At 52.1% G+C, this 18067-nt stretch carries 18 protein-coding genes; 5 read left to right on the top strand and 13 right to left on the bottom strand.

The features are described 5' to 3' along the window. Positions 1–17 precede the first annotated feature (17 nt). Genes HBM92_RS05595 through cysD form a run of 4 tightly spaced genes read right to left on the bottom strand, consistent with a single transcriptional unit; the run spans position 18 to position 3333 of the window. Complete coding sequence (locus HBM92_RS05595; protein WP_001246113.1) at positions 18–341, bottom strand: DUF3561 family protein; 324 nt, start codon at positions 339–341, stop codon at positions 18–20. Positions 342–390: 49 nt separating this feature from the next. Then, the gene (gene cysC / locus HBM92_RS05590; RefSeq protein ID WP_001173653.1) at positions 391–996 is read right to left on the bottom strand and encodes an adenylyl-sulfate kinase; all 606 of its coding nucleotides are present in this window, start codon (positions 994–996) and stop codon (positions 391–393) included. After that, on the bottom strand, positions 996–2423 hold the full coding sequence (gene cysN, locus HBM92_RS05585; protein ID WP_001090357.1) for a sulfate adenylyltransferase subunit CysN: 1428 nt from the start codon (positions 2421–2423) through the stop codon (positions 996–998). Before cysN ends, cysC begins: the two co-directional genes overlap by 1 nt. 1 nt (position 2424) lies before the next feature. Continuing rightward, the gene (cysD, locus tag HBM92_RS05580; protein ID WP_000372397.1) at positions 2425–3333 is read right to left on the bottom strand and encodes a sulfate adenylyltransferase subunit CysD; all 909 of its coding nucleotides are present in this window, start codon (positions 3331–3333) and stop codon (positions 2425–2427) included. Between the two features lie 251 nt (positions 3334–3584). On the opposite strand from cysD, the gene iap reads away from it, so the two are divergent. After that, positions 3585–4622 (top strand): alkaline phosphatase isozyme conversion aminopeptidase, encoded by a 1038-nt coding sequence (gene iap / locus HBM92_RS05575; protein WP_000490420.1) that lies wholly within the window; start codon positions 3585–3587, stop codon positions 4620–4622. 124 nt (positions 4623–4746) lie between these two features. Here iap and HBM92_RS05570 read toward each other — a convergent pair whose 3' ends face one another. The 4 genes from HBM92_RS05570 to cysJ form a co-directional block, all read right to left on the bottom strand. After that, a complete protein-coding gene (locus HBM92_RS05570) occupies positions 4747–4899 on the bottom strand; it encodes a Hok/Gef family protein (RefSeq protein ID WP_000956458.1) in 153 nt (50 codons plus the stop codon). Between the two features lie 264 nt (positions 4900–5163). After that, complete coding sequence (gene cysH / locus HBM92_RS05565) at positions 5164–5898, bottom strand: phosphoadenosine phosphosulfate reductase (RefSeq protein ID WP_000039862.1); 735 nt, start codon at positions 5896–5898, stop codon at positions 5164–5166. 73 nt (positions 5899–5971) lie between these two features. After that, positions 5972–7684, bottom strand: coding sequence for an assimilatory sulfite reductase (NADPH) hemoprotein subunit (gene cysI, locus HBM92_RS05560; RefSeq protein ID WP_001290711.1), 1713 nt, complete (start codon positions 7682–7684; stop codon positions 5972–5974). Continuing rightward, positions 7684–9483, bottom strand: a complete 1800-nt coding sequence (gene cysJ, locus HBM92_RS05555; RefSeq protein ID WP_000211900.1) for an NADPH-dependent assimilatory sulfite reductase flavoprotein subunit — start codon at positions 9481–9483, stop codon at positions 7684–7686. Before cysJ ends, cysI begins: the two co-directional genes overlap by 1 nt. A 318-nt stretch (positions 9484–9801) precedes the next feature. On the opposite strand from cysJ, the gene queD reads away from it, so the two are divergent. The 4 genes from queD to HBM92_RS05535 all read left to right on the top strand — a co-directional run bounded on the left by queD (position 9802) and on the right by HBM92_RS05535 (position 12356). Further along, positions 9802–10164, top strand: coding sequence for a 6-carboxytetrahydropterin synthase QueD (gene queD, locus HBM92_RS05550; protein WP_000108301.1), 363 nt, complete (start codon positions 9802–9804; stop codon positions 10162–10164). Between the two features lie 77 nt (positions 10165–10241). Then, positions 10242–11513, top strand: coding sequence for an FAD-dependent oxidoreductase (locus HBM92_RS05545; protein ID WP_001305275.1), 1272 nt, complete (start codon positions 10242–10244; stop codon positions 11511–11513). Then, positions 11504–11764, top strand: a complete 261-nt coding sequence (locus HBM92_RS05540; RefSeq protein WP_000109509.1) for a ferredoxin family protein — start codon at positions 11504–11506, stop codon at positions 11762–11764. The genes HBM92_RS05545 and HBM92_RS05540 overlap by 10 nt, the downstream gene beginning before the upstream one ends. A 16-nt stretch (positions 11765–11780) precedes the next feature. Next, a complete protein-coding gene (locus HBM92_RS05535) occupies positions 11781–12356 on the top strand; it encodes a glycerol-3-phosphate responsive antiterminator (RefSeq protein WP_000054625.1) in 576 nt (191 codons plus the stop codon). Between the two features lie 147 nt (positions 12357–12503). On the opposite strand, the gene HBM92_RS05530 is transcribed toward HBM92_RS05535, so the two are convergent. The 5 genes from HBM92_RS05530 to HBM92_RS05510 form a co-directional block, all read right to left on the bottom strand. Further along, positions 12504–13364, bottom strand: coding sequence for an electron transfer flavoprotein subunit alpha/FixB family protein (locus tag HBM92_RS05530; protein ID WP_001443090.1), 861 nt, complete (start codon positions 13362–13364; stop codon positions 12504–12506). After that, a complete protein-coding gene (locus HBM92_RS05525; RefSeq protein ID WP_001305277.1) occupies positions 13361–14137 on the bottom strand; it encodes an electron transfer flavoprotein subunit beta/FixA family protein in 777 nt (258 codons plus the stop codon). Before HBM92_RS05525 ends, HBM92_RS05530 begins: the two co-directional genes overlap by 4 nt. After that, a complete protein-coding gene (locus HBM92_RS05520) occupies positions 14115–15524 on the bottom strand; it encodes an MFS transporter (protein WP_000147679.1) in 1410 nt (469 codons plus the stop codon). The genes HBM92_RS05525 and HBM92_RS05520 overlap by 23 nt, the downstream gene beginning before the upstream one ends. A gap of 21 nt (positions 15525–15545) precedes the next feature. Next, on the bottom strand, positions 15546–17000 hold the full coding sequence (locus HBM92_RS05515) for an FAD-binding oxidoreductase (RefSeq protein ID WP_000059424.1): 1455 nt from the start codon (positions 16998–17000) through the stop codon (positions 15546–15548). A 69-nt stretch (positions 17001–17069) separates the two neighbouring features. Next, positions 17070–17855: an SDR family oxidoreductase gene (locus HBM92_RS05510; RefSeq protein ID WP_000021342.1), complete on the bottom strand. Its 786-nt coding sequence runs from the start codon at positions 17853–17855 to the stop codon at positions 17070–17072. Between the last annotated feature and the right edge of the window lie 212 nt (positions 17856–18067).

Genomic DNA, 18067 nt, shown 5'->3' with positions numbered 1-18067 from the left:
TAGAGAGGAAAGAACAATTAACCCAGTAGCCACATAAACAGTGCACCAAACATAATGCCAACCGTCGCCAGAGTGAAAACAATACTGTAGCGTAGCTTTCCGTCCATCAATGAATGCAGTGCAATCCCCACCACTACAGCGACGGGCATCAGCGCCAGAAAGAAAGGCCAGGTGTAGATAAAAAAGAGCAGCGTGTTAGAGCCATAAATCAACATCGGAATTGCCAACGCGCACAGCCACGATAAAAAACCAACCACAGCGCCAGGCAGCGACCATGTGGTGTCTTCAACCTCAGTAAGGCTGTCGTTATTTGTTAATGTAATGTTGTGGCTGTTACGCATATCTGATCCTGTTACTTTGACGAACCGGGCATGAAAACCCGGTGGTGTCTCAGGATCTGATAATATCGTTCTGTCTCAACAGATCTAATAATTGCTGTACCAAATTTGTTACTAATTGTTCACCATTGAGATGAATTTCTGCCGATTCAGGCGCTTCGTAAACGGAATCTATTCCCGTAAAGTTGCGCAGTTCACCGGCACGCGCTTTCTTATATAAACCTTTTGGATCGCGGGCTTCGCAAATCGCCAGCGGCGTATCGACAAACACTTCGATAAAGCGCCCTTCTCCTACGCGTTCGCGAACCATCTGGCGTTCGGCGCGGTGTGGCGAGATAAATGCGGTCAGCACCACCAGTCCGGCTTCAACCATCAAATTCGCCACTTCACCGACGCGACGGATATTCTCTTTACGGTCGGCATCGCTAAAACCGAGATCGCTGCATAATCCGTGGCGAACGTTGTCGCCATCCAGCAGATACGTACTGACGCCAAGTTTATGTAACGCCTCCTCCAGCGCCCCCGCGACGGTTGATTTACCGGAACCAGAGAGGCCGGTAAACCACAGCACAACACCACGATGACCGTGGTGCTGTTCGCGTTGTTGCGGAGTTACTGGGTGGCTATGCCAGACGACGTTTTCGTCATGCAGAGCCATTATTTATCTCCCAGTAAATCGCGCGCACCCCAATGCGGGAAATGGCGGCGAACCAGGGCATTCAATTCCAGTTCGAATGCACTGAATTCAGATGGCGCAGCAGTTGCCTGGCTAACTGGTTCGTGCACCATACCGGCACCTACGGTCACATTACTCAGGCGATCGATAAAAATCAGCCCACCGGTAACCGGGTTTTGCTGATAACGATCTAACACCAGTGGCTCGTCAAAGGTGAGATCTACCAGGCCGATGCCGTTCAGCGGCAGGTTTTCAACTTCGCGTTGGGTAAGGTTATTGATATCAACCTGATAATGAATGCCATCAACACGAGCACGCGTCTTCTTACCGGCAATTTTGATGTCGTAACTCTGGCCCGGGGAAAGCGGCTGTTCCGCCATCCATACCACATCCACCGACGCGCTCTGCACAGCCGGTAACGCTTCGTCTGCCGCCAGCAGCAGATCGCCACGGCTGATGTCGATCTCATCCGTCAGCACCAGGGTGATCGCTTCTCCGGCAAAGGCTTCTTCGCGATCGCCATCAAAGGTCACGATCCGCGCGACGTTTGATTCCACACCAGAGGGCAGCACTTTGACACGTTGCCCGACTTCCACACGACCGGATGCCAGCGTTCCGGCGTAGCCACGAAAATCGAGATTCGGACGGTTAACGTACTGCACCGGGAAGCGCATTGGCTGAGCATCCACCACTCGCTGGATCTCCACGGTTTCCAGCACTTCTAGCAGTGTCGGACCGCTGTACCACGGCATACTTTCACTTTGCGAAGCCACGTTGTCGCCTTCCAGTGCGGAGAGCGGCACAAAGCGGATATCCAGATTACCCGGCAGCTGCCCGGCAAAAGTCAGATAATCTTCACGAATACGGGTGAACGTCTCTTCACTGTAATCCACCAGATCCATTTTGTTGATCGCCACGACCAGATGTTTGATCCCCAACAGTGTGGAGATAAAACTGTGACGACGGGTTTGATCGAGCACGCCTTTACGGGCATCGATCAGTAAGATCGCCAGTTCACATGTCGATGCGCCAGTCGCCATATTGCGGGTGTACTGCTCGTGCCCTGGGGTGTCGGCGATAATAAATTTACGCTTCTCGGTAGAGAAATAGCGGTAGGCCACATCAATAGTGATGCCCTGTTCGCGCTCAGCTTGCAGGCCGTCCACCAGCAGTGCCAGATCCAGCTTTTCGCCCTGGGTGCCGTGACGCTTACTGTCGTTATGCAGCGATGAGAGCTGATCTTCGTAGATTTGGCGGGTATCGTGCAGCAGGCGACCAATCAGGGTACTTTTGCCGTCATCGACGCTACCACAGGTCAGAAAACGCAGCAGGCTTTTATGTTGTTGCGCAATCATCCAGGCTTCGACGCCGCCTTCATTGGCGATTTGTTGTGCAAGTGCGGTGTTCATCTTAAAAATACCCCTGACGTTTTTTCAGCTCCATAGACCCCGCCTGGTCGCGGTCAATTACGCGGCCCTGACGTTCACTGGTGGTGGAAACCAGCATCTCTTCGATGATCTCCGGCAGTGTTTGCGCATTTGACTCCACCGCGCCGGTCAGCGGCCAACAGCCCAGTGTGCGGAAACGCACCATCCGTTTTTTAATCACTTCGCCCGATTGCAGGTTGATACGGTTGTCATCAATCATCATCAGCATACCGTCGCGTTCCAGAACCGGACGTTCCGCAGCGAGATACAGCGGAACAATGTCGATATTTTCCAGCCAGATGTATTGCCAGATATCCTGCTCGGTCCAGTTTGAGAGCGGGAAGACGCGGATGCTTTCGCCTTTGTTAATTTGCCCGTTGTAGTTGTGCCACAGCTCCGGGCGCTGATTTTTCGGATCCCAGCGATGGAAGCGGTCACGGAAAGAGTAGATTCGCTCTTTAGCGCGGGATTTCTCTTCGTCACGGCGCGCACCACCGAAGGCGGCATCAAAACCGTATTTGTTCAGCGCCTGTTTCAGGCCTTCAGTTTTCATAATATCGGTATGTTTCGCGCTGCCGTGTACGAATGGATTAATCCCCATCGCCACGCCTTCCGGGTTTTTATGCACCAGCAGCTCGCAGCCGTAGGCTTTCGCCGTACGATCGCGGAACTCATACATCTCGCGGAATTTCCAGCCGGTATCGACATGCAGCAACGGGAAAGGCAGCGTACCTGGATAAAACGCCTTGCGCGCCAGATGCAGCATGACGCTGGAATCTTTACCGATAGAGTAGAGCATCACCGGATTTGAGAATTCTGCAGCCACCTCGCGAATAATGTGGATGCTTTCCGCCTCCAGTTGCCGCAGGTGGGTAAGTCGTTTTTGATCCATAACCGTTCCTTTGCAATACCGCTATTTTCTTGCCATCAGATGTTTCGACTATAGGGAGCGTAAGAGAACGAATGAAATTACCAATTAGAATGAGTAGTTCCTTAACGGAATAACGATTTGGCAAAGCTAATATCAAAAAGTGCTTAAGGCACCGGATTTCGGGCGTTTAGGAAGATTTGAAATTGTTTTAGCGCAGCGGCAGTTTCATACTATGGCGGTAAAAAAATTTGCATGGTATTTAAGGACTCACTATGTTTTCCGCATTGCGCCACCGTACCGCTGCCCTGGCGCTCGGCGTATGCTTTATTCTCCCCGTACACGCCTCGTCACCTAAACCTGGCGATTTTGCTAATACCCAGGCACGACATATTGCTACTTTCTTTCCGGGACGCATGACCGGAACTCCTGCAGAAATGTTATCTGCCGATTATATTCGTCAACAGTTTCAGCAAATGGGTTATCGCAGTGATATTCGGACATTTAATAGTCGGTATATTTATACCGCCCGCGATAATCGCAAGAGCTGGCATAACGTGACGGGAAGTACGGTGATTGCCGCTCATGAAGGCAAAGCGCCGCAGCAGATCATCATTATGGCGCATCTGGATACTTACGCCCCGCTGAGCGATGCTGACGCCGATGCCAATCTCGGCGGGCTAACGTTACAAGGAATGGATGATAACGCCGCAGGTTTAGGTGTCATGCTGGAACTGGCTGAACACCTGAAAAATACGCCTACCGAGTATGGTATTCGATTTGTGGCGACCAGCGGCGAAGAGGAAGGAAAATTAGGCGCTGAGAATTTACTCAAGCGGATGAGTGACACCGAAAAGAAAAATACGCTGCTGGTGATTAATCTCGATAACTTAATTGTTGGCGATAAGCTGTATTTCAACAGTGGCGTAAACACACCTGAAGCAGTAAGGAAATTAACGCGCGACCGGGCGCTGGCAATTGCCCGCAGCCATGGAATTGCCGCCACCACAAATCCAGGTTTGAATAAAAACTATCCGAAAGGCACCGGGTGTTGTAATGACGCAGAAATATTCGACAAAGCCGGTATTGCTGTACTTTCGGTGGAAGCGACTAACTGGAATCTTGGCAATAAGGATGGTTATCAGCAACGCGCAAAAACAGCCGCATTCCCTGCGGGAAATAGCTGGCATGACGTAAGACTGGATAATCAACAGCATATTGATAAGGCACTTCCTGGAAGAATAGAACGTCGCTGCCGTGATGTTATGCGGATAATGCTACCGTTGGTGAAGGAGCTGGCGAAGGCATCTTAATGGGTTTGAAATGATTACTCCCTTGCCTGCAGGAAATCAATGCCACCAGAAACAGAGTATAAAAAAGGGTGCAGGAGACCAAACCATCACAATTCAGTACGCGGGGTTTTACCCCGCGTGGTGGCTACTTCTTCGATTCGTAAGCGAGAACTGCCTTAAACTCCATACCACGTTCTCTGATACTCAACTCACACAACGAGTCGCCTACCATCAACGTGAATCCCAGTACTGTACAACACAGTACGATGATTGCCACAAGGGCATATTTTGTCAGCATGTCTTGCCTCCCTGCAAAGAAGAGACTAACATCCGAATTGCTTAGGTTCGAACGTAGGCCTCAGGTTGATAGAAATATCGCCTGGGGCTTTTGTCCATCTGGAACCTCGCGAATGCTTAACGCCAGACAGCCTCAAGCACCCAATGCCATTCTATACCTGTTAATTCTCCCTGCGACGTTCTCGTTTAAATGCCGGAATGCTGCTCGCAAAATAAAAACGCCCCCATCATTTCTGACAGAGGCGTTTAATTTATCCGGCAATATTTACCCTTCGTGTAATCCACATTCCCTTTTTAAGCCAAAGAAACGCGTTTCTTCTTCCGCCATGCCGGGTTCCCATTTACGGGTTGTATGGGTATCGCCCACCGATAAATATCCTTCATCCCATAATGGGTGATATTTCAGGCCATGTTTTTGCAGGTACTGATAAATAGTTCGGTTATCCCAGTCGATAATCGGCAGCACTTTAAATACGCCACGCTGAATTGCCAGCACCGGTAAATTGGCGCGACTGCCGGATTGTTCACGGCGCAGGCCAGCAAACCAGGTTTGCGCATTCAGTTCTTTCAGCGCCCGGTTCATCGGTTCGACTTTGTTGATGTCATTGTACTTTTCAATGCCTTCAACGCCCTGCTCCCACAGTTTGCCGTAGCGTGCTTCCTGCCAGGCGGCGCTTTCGGTAGCACGGTACACTTTCAGGTTGAGCTTGAGTTTGTCCGTTAACTCGTCAATAAAGCGGTAGGTTTCCGGGAACAGATAGCCGGTATCGGTGAGGATCACTGGAATATCCGGGCGAATCTGATTCACCAGATGCAGACTCACCGCCGCCTGAATGCCAAAGCTGGAAGAAAGTACATATTCACCGGGCAGATTATCCAGCGCCCAGGCTACGCGGCCTTCAGCGTCCAGTTTTTCCAGTTGGGCGTTAGTTTCCGCCAGCGCCAGAATCCGGTCTACCTTTGGCAGTTCGTTCAGGGCGTTTAGATCGAGTTTGGACATAAGTTCCTCACTGTTTGCCTTGCCTGATGCAACGCTTACACATCTTATCAGGCCAACAAGACCGGGCTGATGGTTAATCCCATAAATCGCGCGCCGGATCGAGCACCGGGCGAATGATGCCCGCACGCACCGTAAAGTCGCCGAAGCCTTCACCCGCTTCGCGCTCTTTCGCCCAGCGCCCTATCAGTTCATCAAGCGACGCCAGGATTTCCGGCTCGGTGATGTTTTCTTTATACATCCGTGGGATACGTGTCCCCATACGGTTGCCGCCAAGATGCAGGTTGTAGCGCCCCGGCGCTTTACCCACCAGGCCCACTTCCGCCAGCATCGCGCGACCACAACCGTTCGGGCAGCCTGTTACACGCATCACGATATGCTCATCGCTGACACCATGTTTCGCCATTAAATTATCGATGTTGTCGATAAAAGACGGCAGGAAACGCTCCGCTTCCGCCATCGCCAGCGGGCAAGTCGGGAATGACACGCAGGCCATTGAGTTTTCACGCTGCGGCGTGACGGCATTCATTAACCCGCTCTCTTTGGCGATCTTCTCGATCTTCGCTTTCTCGCTTTCCGGCACTCCGGCGATGATCAGATTCTGGTTCGCCGTAATGCGGAAATCACCTTTGTGGATCTTCGCGATCTCCAGCAGGCCGGTTTTCAGCGGACGCCCCGGATAATCAAGGATGCGACCATTTTCGATAAACAGCGTCAGGTGCCAGTTATCATCAATGCCCTTAACCCAGCCAATACGATCGCCGCGTCCGGTGAACTCATACGGACGAATCGGCTCGAATTTGATCCCCGCGCGACGTTCAACTTCCGCTTTAAACGTCTCAACCCCCACGCGCTCCAGCGTGTATTTGGTTTTGGCATTTTTACGATCGGTTCGGTTACCCCAGTCACGCTGAGTTGTCACGACGGCTTCCGCCACCGCCAGCGTATGCTCCAGCGGCAGATAGCCAAACTCACTCGCCGTGCGGGCGTAGGTTTTCTTGTTGCCGTGTTCGATGGAAAGCCCACCGCCCACCAGCAGGTTAAAGCCCACCAGCTTGCCGTTTTCGGCGATCGCCACGAAGTTCATGTCGTTGGCGTGCAGATCGATATCGTTCTGCGGCGGGATCACTACCGTGGTTTTGAACTTACGCGGCAGGTAGGTCTGACCAAGGATCGGCTCTTCATCAGTAGTGGCGACTTTTTCCTGATCGAGCCAGATCTCCGCATACGCGCGGGTACGAGGCAGCAGATGTTCAGAAATTTTCTTCGCCCATTCATATGCTTCCGCGTGCAGCTGCGACTCGTAAGGGTTCGAGGTGCAGAGTACGTTACGGTTCATGTCGTTGGCGGTCGCCAGCGCATCAAGACCGACCGAGTGCAGCATCTGGTGCACCGGTTTGACGTTCTTTTTCAGAATGCCGTGGAACTGAAACGTCTGGCGGTTGGTCAGGCGAATGCTGCCATAGATGGTGTTTTCACCGGCAAATTTGTCGATCGCCTGCCACTGTTTAGTGGTAATCACCCCACCCGGCAGACGACAGCGAAGCAGCATCGCGTGACGTGGTTCCAGCTTCTGTTCAGCACGTTCGGCGCGGATGTCGCGGTCATCCTGCTGATACATGCCGTGGAAGCGGATCAGCAGGAAGTTATCACCCTTAAAGCCGCCGGTCAGACCGTCGTTTAAATCTTCCGCAATGGTGCCGCGCAGGTAGTTGCTTTCAAGCTTCATGCGCTCGGCGTCTGTCAGTTTTCCTTCGACCACTAAAGGTCCTGGATGTTTTTCGCTCATTAGTAGACATCTCGCTGATAACGGCGCTCTACGCGCAGCTCACTTAAAAATTCATCCGCCGCTTCGGTGTCCATGCCACCAAATTCGGCAATCACTTCCAGAAGTGCCTGCTCAACGTCTTTCGCCATGCGATTAGCGTCGCCGCAGACATAAATGTGGGCACCGTCATTGATCCAGCGCCACAGCTCTGCGCCCTGTTCGCGCAGTTTGTCTTGTACGTAAATTTTTTCTTTTTGATCGCGCGACCAGGCGAGATCGATGCGCGTCAGCACGCCTTCTTTGACGTAACGCTGCCATTCCACCTGGTAGAGGAAATCTTCCGTAAAGTGTGGGTTGCCAAAGAATAGCCAGTTTTTACCCGGCGCTTCGTCGGCAGCACGCTGCTGCATAAAGGCACGGAACGGCGCGATGCCGGTGCCAGGGCCAATCATGATCACCGGGGTTTCCGGATTGGTTGGCAGGCGGAAGTTGTCGTTATGTTCGATAAAGACGCGGACTTCACCCTCTTCTTCCACACGATCTGCGAGGAAGCTGGAGGCACCACCGGCACGGGCACGGCCTTCCACGTCGTAACGCACCACACCAACGGTAACGTGCACTTCGTTCTCGACTTCCGCCTGCGAGGAGGCGATGGAATACAGGCGCGGGGTCAGCGGGCGCAGCAGATTAATCAGCGCTTCGGCATCCAGTTGCGCCGGAGAGAAACGCACCATGTCGACAATCGGCGTCGTCGCGGCGTAATGCTGTAATTTCGCTTTATCGCCCACCAGCGGCAGCAGCGTTTCGCTGCGGGTAAGCGTGGCATAGTTCTCAACAATGTTGGCGGTGTTGACGGTCAGTTCGAAGTGCCACTGTAGCGCTTCGTTCAGAGGCAACGTTTTGCCCTCGACGGTGACAGGTTCATCGCCTTTCAGCCACAGCAGTTCGACAAGTTCTTTCACCAGTGCCGGATCGTTCTGATACCAGACGCCCAGCGCGTCACCCGGCTGGTAACGCAGGCCAGAGTCACCTAAGTCAATTTCAATGTGACGAACGTCTTTTTCAGAGTTACGCCCGGTAATTTTCTGGTTAACCGAAAGGCTGGCCGCCAGCGGCGCGTCTTTGCTATACGGGCTGGTGTGGATTTCATTTACCGCGCCAGTAGCGACGGATTGCGAAGGCGCCGCGACAGGCGCACGCGATTTAAGCGCATCAACCACGCGGGCGCGCCACTCGCTGGCAGCAGCCTGGTATTCAACATCGGCATCGACACGGTCTAGCAGGCGTTCACCGCCCAGTTCCGCCAGCTTACTGTCAAAATCTTTCCCGGACTGGCAGAAAAATTCATAAGAGCTATCGCCGAGGCTAAACACGGCAAACGCGGTGTTTTCCAGCTTTGGCGCTTTTTTGGAGAACAGGAACTTATGCAGCGCGACGGCTTCTTCCGGCGGTTCCCCTTCCCCTTGCGTTGACGTCACCACGATAAGCAGTTTTTCGCTGGCGATTTGTTTGAATTTATAGTCACCCGCGTTCACCAGCTTAACGTTCAGTTTTGCCGCTAATAAATCATCGCGTAATGCTTCAGCAACCCGGCGCGCATTGCCGGTTTGCGAGGCGGAGATAATAGTTATACCCGGCATTTCTGCGGCGGGCGCTGGCGTCGCTGCAAGCGCAGCAGGCTGCTGGTTGAGCACGCCCCAGAAATAGCCAGAAACCCAGGCAAGCTGGGTAGGAGTTAAATCGGTCGTGGCCGCCTGAAGGCGTGCCAGTTGCTCCGGGTTCAACGGAAGCAACGCGGAAGGTGGGACCTGTGTCGTCATGCGTCGTTATGTTCCAGTAAGCAAAGCTGTTTCTGCGCCCTGTCAGCGCCCATAAAACAGAAGAGAAGGTAAGGTTAACGGGGTGAACGGTGTGGATTAAAGACGGGATAGCGATAACTAATAACCAAATCGACTAACCTGTTTTAGCAATAGTCTTTAACAACAAAATAGATTAACCAACCCAATGAAAAACAAATGAATATTGCCCATCAATAAGATAAATCAGCGATTTTGCGCAACAAAGTCGTTTTAGATAATGCGAAAAAACAGCCTTTCCGGTACTCTACGGCGGTTTTATCGTCATGTAGAGAAATTATGATGTCCACCACGTTATTTAAAGATTTCACCTTCGAAGCCGCTCACCGCTTGCCGCACGTCCCACAAGGGCATAAATGTGGTCGCCTGCACGGGCATTCCTTTATGGTGCGACTGGAAATTACCGGGGAAGTCGATCCGCATACGGGCTGGATTATCGATTTCGCTGAACTGAAAGCGGCGTTTAAACCAACTTATGAGCGCCTCGATCACCATTATCTCAATGATATTCCAGGTCTGGAAAACCCAACCAGCGAAGTTTTAGCAAAATGGATTTGGGATCAGGTTAAACCCGTTGTGCCGCTGTTAAGTGCGGTGATGGTAAAAGAAACCTGCACCGCAGGTTGTATCTATCGCGGCGAATGATAAGAGTGTGTCGGCGGTCAATTTCCCTTAAGTAACGCTATGTTAGGGTGTTGTGTTCTGGATATCTGGGGCATGACATGGAAGACGACTGCGACATTATTATTATCGGTGCCGGAATTGCTGGCACCGCTTGCGCGTTACGCTGCGCGCGAGCGGGTTTATCCGTTTTGTTACTGGAACGAGCGGAGATTCCCGGCAGCAAAAATCTTTCCGGCGGGCGGCTATACACCCATGCGCTCGCGGAACTCCTCCCGCAATTTCACCTGACCGCGCCCCTTGAACGACGCATCACTCACGAAAGTCTTTCTCTGTTAACGCCAGATGGCGCAACGACGTTTTCCAGCTTACAGCCCGGCGGTGAATCCTGGAGTGTATTACGTGCACGATTCGATCCGTGGCTGGTTGCCGAAGCCGAAAAAGAAGGTGTCGAATGCATCCCCGGTGCGACGGTAGATGCACTGTATGAAGAAAACGGCAGGGTGTGTGGTGTCATTTGTGGTGACGATATTCTTCGCGCCCGTTATGTGGTGCTGGCAGAAGGTGCCAACAGCGTCCTGGCGGAACGCCACGGGTTAGTGACTCGTCCTGCTGGCGAAGCGATGGCATTGGGGATCAAAGAAGCGCTGGCGCTGGAACCATCCGCTATTGAAGAACGTTTTCATCTGGAGAATAACGAAGGCGCAGCGTTGCTGTTCAGCGGCGGGATCTGTGATGACTTACCCGGCGGCGCATTTCTTTATACTAATCAACAAACGCTCTCGTTAGGGATTGTTTGCCCGCTCTCCTCCCTTACGCAAAGTCGTGTTCCGGCAAGCGAGCTGCTGACTCGCTTTAAAACGCATCCGGCAGTGCGCCCGCTTATCAAAAACACGGAATCACTGGAGTATGGTGCGCATCTGGTGCCAGAAGGTGGCCTGCGCAGTATGCCGGTGCAATACGCCGGTAACGGCTGGCTGCTGGTGGGCGATGCGTTGCGCAGTTGCGTCAATACCGGAATTTCCGTGCGCGGTATGGATATGGCGCTAACTGGCGCGCAGGCGGCGGCACAAACGCTGATAAGCGCCTGCCAGCACCGCGAGCCGCAAAATCTGTTTCCGCTTTATCATCACAACGTAGAGCGCAGCCTGCTGTGGGATGTTCTACAGCGTTATCAGCATGTTCCGGCGCTTTTGCAACGCCCTGGCTGGTATCGAGTGTGGCCTGGGTTAATGCAGGATATTTCCCGTGATTTATGGGATCAGGGGAATACACCTGTTCCACCGCTGCGCCAGTTGCTCTGGCGTCATTTACGTCGTCACGGCTTGTGGCATCTGACGGGCGATGTTATCAGGAGTCTACGATGTCTGTAGCCCGTAATCTCTGGCGCGCTGCCGATGCGCCGCACATTGTTCCAGCTGACTCCGTTGAGCGCCAGACGGCACAACGGTTGATTAACGCCTGTCCGGCTGGTCTTTTTTCGCTCACACCTGAAGGTGACTTACGCGTTGATTATCACGGCTGCCTGGAGTGTGGCACCTGCCGTTTGCTGTGCGACGAATCAACACTACAACAGTGGCGCTATCCGCCTTCCGGATTCGGCATCACCTACCGCTTTGGATAAATAACAAGGATAATTTATGTCCCTCTTACACCTGCTCCGCCAGAATCCGGTGATTGCTGCCGTTAAAGATAATGCCAGCCTGCAACTGGCAATCGACTCTGAATGCCAGTTTATTTCCGTGTTGTACGGCAATATCTGCACCATTAGTAATATCGTTAAAAAGATTAAGAACGCCGGGAAATATGCTTTTATTCATGTTGATTTGCTGGAAGGCGCGTCAAATAAAGAAGTGGTGATTCAGTTTTTGAAACTGGTAACCGAGGCGGACGGAATTATCAGTACCAAAGCCTCAATGCTGAAAGCAGCAAGAGCGGAAGGTTTTTTCTGTATTCATCGACTGTTTATTGTTGATTCGATTTCGTTTCACAACATTGATAAGCAAGTTGCGCAATCGAATCCGGATTGTATTGAGATCCTGCCAGGCTGCATGCCTAAAGTGCTGGGCTGGGTGACGGAGAAAATCCGCCAACCGCTGATTGCTGGCGGGCTGGTGTGCGATGAAGAAGATGCGCGTAATGCGATTAACGCGGGTGTTGTGGCGCTTTCCACCACGAATACTGGGGTCTGGACGTTAGCGAAAAAATTGCTTTGACGGGATAATCGTAACAAGTTGAATTTGGTGTGATTTGTAGGCTGCACGCCACATCCGACATTCAGCGCCTGATGCGACGCTTGACGCGTCTTATCAGGCTTACAAGTCCCCAGCCCAGAACCGTAGGCAGGATCATCCGGCAGCACGTTATTGGCAATCTGCGTGAATGGTTGTCACCAGTGCCTCCAGCACCGCTTTCCAGTCATCAACCACGCCAACATCTGCCTGTGAAAATACCGCCGCGCTGGCGTCATGATTAATCGCCACCACAAACTTGCTATTGCGTACGCCCGCCATTAACGCTGCTGCGCCGGAAGCGCCAACAACAATACACACCTCAGGTGCCAGCAGATGTCCGGAAATACCAATCACTTTTTCGGCATCAACGCCACCGTTCATCACTCGTGCCCGACTGTAGCCCACTTCGACTCCCATCTTTTCTGCCAGCATAGCGATTTCCTGGTTATCTGCCTCTCCGCCCTGCCCCACCACCAGCACCCGTCTGGCCTCAGCTAATGGGTCACGGGTAACATTTTTCAGATTTTCGACGCTGATAAGCCAGTCTGGAAGCGCGCCGGGGACAATGTTCAGTTGCTGCATCCCAGAGGGCAACGTGGCGTTTTTATCTGCTCCCGCCTGACGTGCCAGCGAAAGGCATAGCGGGCGTTTTTCTGTTTGCAACGTCGCCGTTAGCGCATTTCCCCAGTGAGATTTGCGCACGCTTGCGGTTGATATATCGAATGAAATCACCTGGCAGATACTGGCGCCATGTACACGCCAGGCCAGTCGGGTAGCCAGTTCATCGCCAAACGCGCCCGGAGGAAAGAGGACAACCTCCGCAGGCGTTCGTTGCCACTGTTCCACCAGCGCATCCAGCACCTGTTCCGCAATCATCGGCTGTGGTTCTATTTGCCAGTGTGCCAGGGTACAACCGCTGAAATCCTGCGCCGCCAGCCAGCTCGCTATTGCGGCATGGTCCTGATTTATTGTCACAAGTACGATATTCATGGCTGCATCCTTTGGCATAAATAGTACTGCCATAGCTTTTGCGCTTTTTCTGCTACCGTTTGCCCATCAATCAGCGTCGCTCCGCGTCGTTGCTCTGCTCTTGCCAGTTGCAGACACTGCATCGCTGGCATTTCGGCAGCAACAGTTTTACGGATAATTTCTGCTTTCCCCGCCGCCATTCGCTGACGCATTCCCGGTACTGGCAAGGCCACTTCACCGCACTGACGCACGGCAATCACCGCAGGCAAGCGAACCCGGCAACAGCGCAGCCCGTTTTCAGTACGCTGTTCGAGGGTGATAAACGGCGCGTCGAGAGTGAAACGCTCCACCTGGGTGAAGCAGGGCCAGCCCAGCATTTCCGCCAGCAAAAATGGCGTTTGCCCATTCTGCCCTTCGCTGCTTTGGCAGCCAGTAATTATCAGCTCCAGCGGATTCTGGTACTGCCATTCGGCAATATGGCGAGCGACAAATTCCGGCGCAAAGCGCAGATCTGCCGCCGTCTCCAGCAATACAGCGTCCTCAAACCCAAGAGCCATGAGATAGCGCAGCCAGTGCAACGCCCGTTCATCCCCCATGCTCAACGCGGTTAAAGACATCGACGTACCGTTTTTTCTCTGCGCCAACAGCAGCGCGGCGGCAGCCTGTTCATCAGCACCGAGTAAACTTCGCAGAAGCGAAACATCCGGTCCGCTATTACCCTGAGCCGCCTGCCACTCTTTTTCCGCCAGCATTCCGGCATCCGGTTCGGCTTTAAACGCTAACAGAATGTTCATTCGCACCTCCTACATTTCCCGCCGCCACCAGCGGGAGTGCTTTGGTTTCTGGTGCCCATAGCCAGGTCACAACAAAACCAACCAACAACACTGCCGCCAGGAGCAATAAGGTGGCTTGCATTCCCCACTGCGCCAGCACCCACGGCAGCAGGCCAGTACTTACCGCCGCCCCCAACCGACTCATGGCGGTGGCAAAACCGACGCCCAGCGAGCGAATGTCAGTAGGAAAACTTTCCGCAGGCAAAATGCCCACCAGATTACTGACTGCCGAAATGGTGGTGCTGAAGAGAACAAAAAGCAGCAGCGTTAATGAACTGCCGGAAGGCAAACAGGCCATTACTACCAGCGTTGCCGTTAGCAGCAAAAAACTTCCCAGTAAAAATCTGCGATGCGCTAACAAGTGGGTCAACACTAACCCTAATAACGCGCCAACAATTAACAACGCATTAAGCATCAGGCTGGCAGTCAGCGCATCTTCCAGACCAATAGTTTGGGCGATGGTCGGCAGCCAGGTATAAATCACAAACCATGGGATTACGAGGCAGACAAAGAAGACGCTGTTAAACGCCGTGCGCCGCCAGTAGCGCGAAGAGAACAAGGTTTTGATGTGTTTATGGGTCGCCGTTGCCACTTCATCGCCCAGTAAAACATGCGGGCCAAAATAGCGATGAACGATAGCGTGAGCTTCTGCAAAACGCCCCTGGCGCAGTAGCCAGCGTGGCGATTCCGGCGTGCCCCAACGTAGCAGCGTAATCAGCAAGGCTGGTAACGCTGCTGATGCCAGCAGCCAGCGCCAGGCCTCCGGGCTTTCGGAAATAAAGTGATGTCCGGCAATACTTGCCAGCACATAGCCTACGGTCCACACCACACTGAATGCGCCCAGCAAAATACCGCGATGGCGGCGCGGGGAAAATTCAGCCAGCAAGGTGTGACCGACTGAGTAATCGCCTCCCAGACCAATGCCGATCAAAATGCGCAATCCAATAAGATGCTCTGGCGTGGTGGCAAAAAATTGCAAGAACGAAGCGAGCGTAATCAGCATAAAACTGAAGGTGAAGATTTTTTGCCGCCCGATATGGTCGGAGATCCACCCCAAAACCAGGCTGCCAAGAAACAAACCAAGTAACGCCGAGCCGCCGATCATTCCCGCCATAAACGGCGTCAGTTGCATGGCGGGCGTAAGCTGAATAATGGCGTAACCAATAACGCCGAGGACATAACCGTCGGTCAGGTGTGCGCCGAAAGTGAGCGCAGCAATTCGACAGTGAAAACGGTTAAGCGGTAAATCATCCATTCGCACCGGTGAAGTGTTCATCTTTACCCCTTCATTGTCCGGTAATAAGAACGGCTTCTCGCCTGAGAAGCCGAAAAGGCAACGCCCCGTCATCGCGGAACGCTGCCTGACACATTATTTTTCAATCGGATAGATAGTACCCGTGTTCATAATGTCATTAGGATCGAACTGCTTTTTCAGCCCTTCCAGCAACGCCCACGCGCTGCCGTGTTCCAGTTTGCTCCAGTGAACGCGATGTTTACCGATACCGTGGTGGTGCACCATCGAACCGCCGAGACGAATGGTTTCTTCGCAGATGATTTTGTTGAGCGGATTGTGGTACTTGTCGATTTCCTCTTCCGGCTTACAGTCAACGACGTTGTAGTCGTAGACGAAGTACATGTTGGTGCCGTTCTGATAGCTATGAGAGGAGTGACCGCCCAGCATGGTGATGTCGTCGGCGTGCGGGAACTCGGTACGAATACGGTTAATAACGCTTTCGTAGATTTCGTGAATGCAGCTCCAGCAGCCGGACACTTCGGTGGTAAAGCCCATGTTGCCGGTTTTGAGGATCTGCACACGTTCGGCAGCCACTTTATCCGGTCCCCAGTTCAGGTTGTTAAACCAGGTTTCGATCAGCTTGCTGTCCACGCGCTGGCATTGCGGGTAACGGGCAACGATTTCCGCAATCCCTTCGCCCGTCGCCTTCGCAATGCGAGAGTTACCTTCAGCCATAAAGATCAGTACACATTTACCGTCGGCAAAATGGGTGAAGTGTTGGGTGCCATCTTCAGCATCATACAAACGAGCAATCGACGGACGATACCCTTCCACCATGATTTCACGCAGGATGTTGAAGCCGGTTTTCATCTCTTCCAGGATATAGCCGTAGAAGAGATTGTTTTCCGGCGTAAATTTGAAGATTTTCACTGTGACTTCAGTGATATAGCACAGTGCACCTTCGTTGCCGATGATGATATGACGAATGTCCGGGCCAGCCGCGCGACGTGGCACGTTTTTAATGCGTGTGACGGTGCCATCTGCCAGCACCGCTTCCAGACCAACGACCATATCCTCGATTGCGCCGTAGAGTGTGGAAAACTGCCCGATACTGCGGGTCGCCACCAGGCCGCCCATCTGCGCCAGCGGCTTTGACTGCGGAGAATGCCCCGTGGTGTAACCTTTTTCACGCAACGCGTTTTCCAGCACCTCCAGCGGAACGCCACATTGCGCCGTGGCCTGCATATTCTCAATATCAATATTAATGATTTGATTCATGGCGGAGCCGTCGAGCACCACCGAGTTTTCCACAACGGTTTCCAGCCCACCTTCGGTGGCGGAAGCACCGGTACGTGGCACACCGTTAATTTTGTGCGCATTCATAAAATTCAGCACACGGGATACTTGTTCTGTAGAACCGAGTTTTACGACCGCTGCCGGAATCGGCAAAGTATAAATTCCATGAATATCCGGAAATTTACGAAAACGGTCAATACTGTTTTTCTTTAATACCGTTTCATCGGTAATTACGCGATCTGCACCAACAATTTCCTTTAGCTGGTCGACAATCGCTACGCGAGATAAAGACATAGTAATTCCTTCCTGATAATAAAAATGGAATAGTTATTAATAAGAGAAAACAGAAACCACCGTTATGAATTAGCGCACTAAATAACCGCCATCAACCACTAATAAATGTCCGTTGACATAATTCGATGCCGGACTTGCGAGGAATACAGCTGCACCCATTAAATCCTGAGTATCACCCCAACGGTTTGCCGGAATATGATCAAGAACACGCTGGTTAGTTTCTGGATTACTACGGGTCGCCAGCGTAATATCGGTTGCATAATAACCAGGAGCAATACCATTCACCTGAATATTATATTGGCCTAATTCATCGCAATAGGCTTTGGTGAATCCGGCAAGAGCATGTTTAGTGGCAGAATAAGCAGGTGACCATTGACCACCTAAGTAAGAGAACAATGAACAGATATTAATGATTTTACCGCTTTTCTGCGGGATCATAATTTTTGCCGCTTCGTAGCTTAACTCGAATGCGGCGGTCAGGTTCACGTCAATCATCGGGTCCCAGTCGGCACGACCAAAGTCCAGCACCTTATTCAGCTTACAAATACCGGCATTGTTAACCAGAATATCTACGGTACCGAAGCGCTCACAGCAGGCAGCGATAATCTTCTGCGGCGCGCCTTCTGCGGTGATATCCACCTGCATAAAATCAACTTCGACACCCTGTTTTTCAATCATTTCCTTAGTTTCGCCGTTATCTTTGACGAAACTAGGAATAAAGACATTTGCGCCAGCTTTGGCCAACGCCATGGCAAATGCCTGGCCTAAACCGCTATTCCCGCCGGTAACAATTGCTGTTTTACCTTTCAGGGAGAAAAAATCCATTGAGAACGCATTGAGAGATTCGATTGACATAGTTAGCTCCAATTTCCGTAAGGCAAAAAAAAAGAAAGGTAACTTCCCCCGCGAGAGGGAAGTTACCTTTCTCATTATCTCTGGTAACTGGAGATAATTTTTAGCATAAGGACATAACTGCTAATGTGATCGTAATCACAGTGTGATGTTAGTATTGTCAAATAATTTAAAAAAGCAGAAGCGTGATTACTCTCACACAACACCTCTGCTTT

Source organism: Escherichia sp. E.sYA108 (genome assembly GCF_011754335.1).
GTDB classification, from domain to species: Bacteria; Pseudomonadota; Gammaproteobacteria; order Enterobacterales; family Enterobacteriaceae; genus Escherichia; species Escherichia coli.
This window is presented reverse-complemented; position numbering and strand designations above follow the sequence as displayed.